Consider the following 4785-nt stretch of genomic DNA (forward strand, 5'->3'; position numbering starts at 1 on the left):
GAATCACATGGAGCCCTCAAGACGTGATCGCCTGGTTTATGAAGCAGCGGCGTAACAAAGAAAAATCCAGAAACTCTTATAAGAAAAAATGGCTAAAGAATCATCCTACATAAACCACAACAACCGGCGTTGTAGTGTTAAGCTTGATAATGCTATTGTATCGCCATAATGCCATTGCTGTAAATAATATCAGGAACAGTCCGCTCATGGTCAAAACAACCCTGGAGATGGTCCAGAACGGTTGCGGCTTGCCAAACCATTTCAAATAAATATGTTGATAATCGTTTGTCCCCACGAATCGGTTGACAGCCCCATTGAGCCGATTTAACAAATTCACATTCCCTTTGGATACAGCGATCGCCCGTTTGATCTCTTTCAATGGCTTCCCTACTATCTTGATGCTGTGGTCGACTTTGGCGTCCCGGACTATTTTCATAAATACCGGTGCCGGATAAAGCACTGCATCTACGTGACCGGAAAGAAGCTCAAAAACGGCTTCCCGGGGATCGTTGAATACCTTAAGATCAACACCTTCATGGTCTTGAAGTAAAGTAACTGCAATATTGTATTTGATTGCAGCGACCTTATGTCCGGCGAGATCATCCACTCCCTTGATATAATTCGTATCCTTCCTGACAAAGATGCTTATAGCAAAGGTTTCAACGGCGGCAGTATAATCAAAATAAGCCTTCCGGTTTGCAGTAATTCCGATATTGGGAATCATATCCGCACGACCGCTTTTTACAGCTTCTACGGCATCTGTCCATGAATCCTCTACAAGATAAGTGACCCTCATGCCCACCATTTCAGCGATCCGATCCATTATATCAATGGCAAATCCTTTTGGTCTACCGCTCTCATCAACAAAATAGTACGGTGGAAAGTTTTTGGGAACAGCGGCAGTAACTTCAATCATATCAGAGCGAACTTGACTTTGGGCTACTGCCGAGTCCATGATAATAACTACAAAAATAAAAATAAGGATAGTTACCAATAACATCTTGGAAACTGCAGATCTGACGGGGTTTTTATCTGACATCTTATCCCTTTGCTGGAATTCTTCACAGATTTGTCTGTTTATCATCAGAAAATCCTCCAGTAATAAAATCGTCTTACGATTTCATGTGAGCCGTCTCCATCCTCTGCACAACCGGAAAATTCGACAGCGCGAGCAGATCAGTTTCAATACCGACCATGAAATTCTCAACGCCGACAGCGGCCGAGCGAGCCAGTATCAATTGTTGCTTGTTAAACTGCTCAGTGGCTAACTGTATTGTTTTACGATGATTTATTTGACCAATAAAGATCGACACAGCGATAGCGGCCAGGGTAATGGTGACTATGATAAAAATGTGCAGCGATATGGCGGGACGTTTTCCGTTTTTGTATGAAGGAATTTCACTTTTGGGGTCCTCTGATTTTTCCAGGTTTCCCGTCGGCGATTTATTATTCTCCATGTTTTTACCCACATTTCAGGGTTTTTTTGTTAAATATAACCTTAGAAAGAGATCGTGATTTATTCAATTTCTAAATATGCCACAACTTTTGAACGCTACTAACATGTTCGCTCTTTTTTCCATTGTTCCTGCTCCGTTTTGCTGGTTCCGGGTTACTGGTTAAATGTAATCTTAAACGTAGTCCCGCCATCTCTCTCAATTTTCAGAGTTCCCTTGAGTTGATTAACAAGAATACTGATCAGGCGTAATCCGAATGTTTCAGTATCGCTGATGTCTATATCTTCCGGGAACCCTACACCGTTGTCACTGACAACCAGTGTCAATCTTTTATCACCATCAGGATGGAAATCGACAGTGACTTCTCCTTTCTTACCTTCAGGAAAGGCATGTTTGAGTGCGTTGGAGATCAGTTCATTTATAATCAGACCACAGGGCATGGCCCTGTTAATATCTAAGAATACATCAGAACAATTGACGTTCAGCCTGACGGTATTGGGATGAACAACATAGGCACGGAAGAGATGTTTGGTTATGCTTCTTATATAATCGTCAAAGTCAATCTTTACCATGTCTTTAGACTGGTAGAGTTTTTCATGGACGGATGCCATGGAGAGAATGCGGTCTCTACACTCCTTGAATATTTCAAGGGATTCCTTGTCCTTCACATATTGCGACTGGAGATCCAGGAGGCTTGAGATTACCTGCATGTTATTCTTTACCCGGTGATGTATCTCCTGGAGAAGCACCTCTTTTTCTTTCAAGAATTTCTTTATCTGCTCCCCAGCCCGCTTGTGCCGGTTTATTATTATCCCAACCACACAAGCCACACAAACAAACATCAGGGACCTTAGCAAAACAAGTTCCTGAAAATTATCATAATAAGACGCTGCATGCATTAAACCCAAAAACACACCTGTGAGAAGCCCGCCCTTTAAGCCCCACCAAAGGGCGGCTACAATGACGGGAATATAAAACAGGTGAGGGTATATATTGGTTATCCCATAAACTATATGCAGCCAATACTCCAGCCCGAGACAGGCAAGAAGCAGACTTCCTATAACCAGAAAGCGGAGTAAGTTTGGTTTTTGTCGATTTCCTTCCATTTAAGCCCCCTTCAGAAGGGATAACAGGCCATCCTCCGGTCATGTCAGCTAATTTGTGGAAATTGGTTTCAGGGTTTTATCCTTCCAGTTATTGTTTATCAGAGATGTCATACATGATTCTGTTGGCCCCCTCGCCTCGACAGGACAGTAATATACTACTTATAAAGGGTAATTATCAAGAAATTACTTTTGTTGGGAGGTTTATGTTTCTGTGAAGTACCTATATAAATAAAAATTTAACCAGAATACCCCGTCCTGTGGACGGGGATAGGCGAATTCAAGCGATTTCCTTACTTTGGGAGGTATTGTGGAAGAAGTAAAAAAATTATTGGGGCGGCGAGTAAGATACCTGCGGAACCTCCGCGGCATGACCCAGGAGCAATTGGGAGATAAGGCAGGTGTGAATTATAAATATCTGGGGGCCATTGAAAGAGGTGAGAAAAACCCAGCTACCGATAATCTTGCTAAAATTGCCGGTGCATTGAATGTTAAGCTTCACGAACTTCTTATTTTTGAACACGAAATTGAAGATATTCAATTACTTAAGAAAAAAATTGATGATTTATTGAAAAACGCAAGCATAAAAGAACTCAAAACGATCTATAGGGTAATAGAGGCGATATGGAGGTGAGAAATAAAAATGGCAATAAATCTTGTTTTGATTTTTTAACAAATAAGCTCCTCGCTGCTTAGCGTCATTTGTTCCTTCCTTTTTTCGGGGGGTGCAATGGTCAAACCCTAATTTCTAAGTTGACTGGAAAATTTCTTTAGCTATGTTCCCCCTTATGTCCTCAACTCAGAAATTAGGGTTTGACCCCATACTTCCCTTTTTTGGCAAGTCTTTGAAACTCTCTTCTGGTCCAGAAGAAAACAATGCAAAACATCAGCACGGTTGAAATTGGGTGGGCCATCCAAACGCCGTTCAGGCCGAACCGCGGGGGGAGAATGAAAAGCAGGGGTATGAGGAAAAAGATATGACGGGTAAGCAGCAAACACATCGACGTAAGACCTTTCCCGAGTCCATTGAACATATTAATCCATATTATGGCGGGTCCCAATAATACCAGCATTAAGACGTATATCCTCAACGCCGGCACAGCAATCGCTAATAGCTCGGGGTCGTTCGTAAAGATTGTCAAGAGAGGACGAGCAAAAACTTCAATGAGAAGACAACTGATTCCGGCAACGATTGTTGACAATTTCGTCGCAACCCGTACAATATGGGTAAGACGTTCATAGTTGTACGCGCCATAGTTGAATCCGACCAGTGGCATGACCCCGTGTCCTATGCCGAAGAGGATCATTATCACGATTCCGTTTATCCGGAAATTGAGTCCAAGGGTCGCGATGGCTAACGGGCCGAAGGCACCGAGGATATGGTTATGGATTGTCAAAAGTAAACTCATGGCGAGATTCATGACTGAAGAGGGTAATCCTACCCGGTAGATCGATTTTATGATTGAATAATTGGGGAGGAGATATTCCCATTTCAGGTAACGTTTAAACGAGCTTAGCATGAGTAAATAAAAAGACGGGAAGACCGTTACAAACTGGGATATAACTGTCGCCAGGGCCGCCCCCTGCAGCCCCATCGCCGGGAAAGGCCCCCAGCCAAAAATTAAAAAGGGATCAAGGATTGCATTTAACAGTGCTGAGGATATAATGATATACATCGAGTACTTCGGGTTTCCCCCGGCACGAAAAAGGTTGTCAGCCATCATCATAAAGAATAGAAAAGGAGAGCCAAATACGACGACCAGAAGGTATTTCCTGGATAGAGGGAGAATATCTTTCGTTGCGCCGAATAATCTGAGGATTGGATCGTGATAGAGTGTTGCAGAGAGAATAATCAAGATTCCGAAAAAGAGAGAGAGGAAGATAGCCTGGCCCGCGGTCTGATGTGCCTTTAAATCTTCTCCTGTTCCAAACATACGGGAGGCAAAGGAGCCGGCACCGACACCGGTTCCCATTCCAATAGCCCCGAATATCATCTGAACCGGGAAACAGATGGTTAATGCTGCGATGGCATTGGGGCTGATTTTAGCGATCCAGAAGGTATCTACAATATTATATAGAGCAGTAGCGAGCAGTGCAATGATTGAGGGGAGACTCATTTTAAGGAGTAAGGGGAGAACAGGGTCCTTGCCAAGGTCAAGTTTCTTGTTATTCATTGAAGTAGTGTCTCTTTAAAAGTAGTAAAGTATTGCCAAAATAATGTTACAACT

At 42.9% G+C, this 4785-nt stretch carries 5 protein-coding genes; 1 reads left to right on the forward strand and 4 read right to left on the reverse strand.

The genetic code is table 11. The features are described 5' to 3' along the window. Positions 1–100: 100 nt before the first annotated feature. The 3 genes from Q7J27_04660 to Q7J27_04670 all read right to left on the reverse strand — a co-directional run bounded on the left by Q7J27_04660 (position 101) and on the right by Q7J27_04670 (position 2560). Positions 101–1084, reverse strand: coding sequence for a transporter substrate-binding domain-containing protein (locus Q7J27_04660; protein MDO9528436.1), 984 nt, complete (start codon positions 1082–1084; stop codon positions 101–103). 28 nt (positions 1085–1112) lie between these two features. Further along, positions 1113–1457: a hypothetical protein gene (locus Q7J27_04665; protein ID MDO9528437.1), complete on the reverse strand. Its 345-nt coding sequence runs from the start codon at positions 1455–1457 to the stop codon at positions 1113–1115. A gap of 152 nt (positions 1458–1609) precedes the next feature. Further along, complete coding sequence (locus Q7J27_04670; GenBank protein MDO9528438.1) at positions 1610–2560, reverse strand: sensor histidine kinase; 951 nt, start codon at positions 2558–2560, stop codon at positions 1610–1612. Between the two features lie 307 nt (positions 2561–2867). Here Q7J27_04670 and Q7J27_04675 point away from each other — a divergent pair, with 307 nt between their 5' ends. Beyond that, positions 2868–3191, forward strand: coding sequence for a helix-turn-helix transcriptional regulator (locus tag Q7J27_04675; protein ID MDO9528439.1), 324 nt, complete (start codon positions 2868–2870; stop codon positions 3189–3191). Between the two features lie 172 nt (positions 3192–3363). On the opposite strand, the gene Q7J27_04680 is transcribed toward Q7J27_04675, so the two are convergent. Continuing rightward, positions 3364–4731 carry an MATE family efflux transporter gene (locus Q7J27_04680; protein ID MDO9528440.1) on the reverse strand — a complete coding sequence of 456 codons (1368 nt, stop codon included), beginning with the start codon at positions 4729–4731 and terminating at the stop codon, positions 3364–3366. Positions 4732–4785: the final 54 nt, after the last annotated feature.

The organism is Syntrophales bacterium (assembly GCA_030655775.1).
GTDB lineage: Bacteria > Desulfobacterota > Syntrophia > Syntrophales > JADFWA01 > JAUSPI01.

Excerpts from the sequence above, each read along its gene's own strand:
- Q7J27_04660 (MDO9528436.1), bottom strand. The coding sequence starts at position 1,084 with ATGATAAACAGACAAATCTGTGAAGAATTCCAGCAAAGGGATAAGATG.
- Q7J27_04665 (MDO9528437.1), bottom strand. The coding sequence starts at position 1,457 with ATGGAGAATAATAAATCGCCGACGGGAAACCTGGAAAAATCAGAGGAC.
- Q7J27_04670 (MDO9528438.1), bottom strand. The coding sequence starts at position 2,560 with ATGGAAGGAAATCGACAAAAACCAAACTTACTCCGCTTTCTGGTTATA.
- Q7J27_04680 (MDO9528440.1), bottom strand. The coding sequence starts at position 4,731 with ATGAATAACAAGAAACTTGACCTTGGCAAGGACCCTGTTCTCCCCTTA.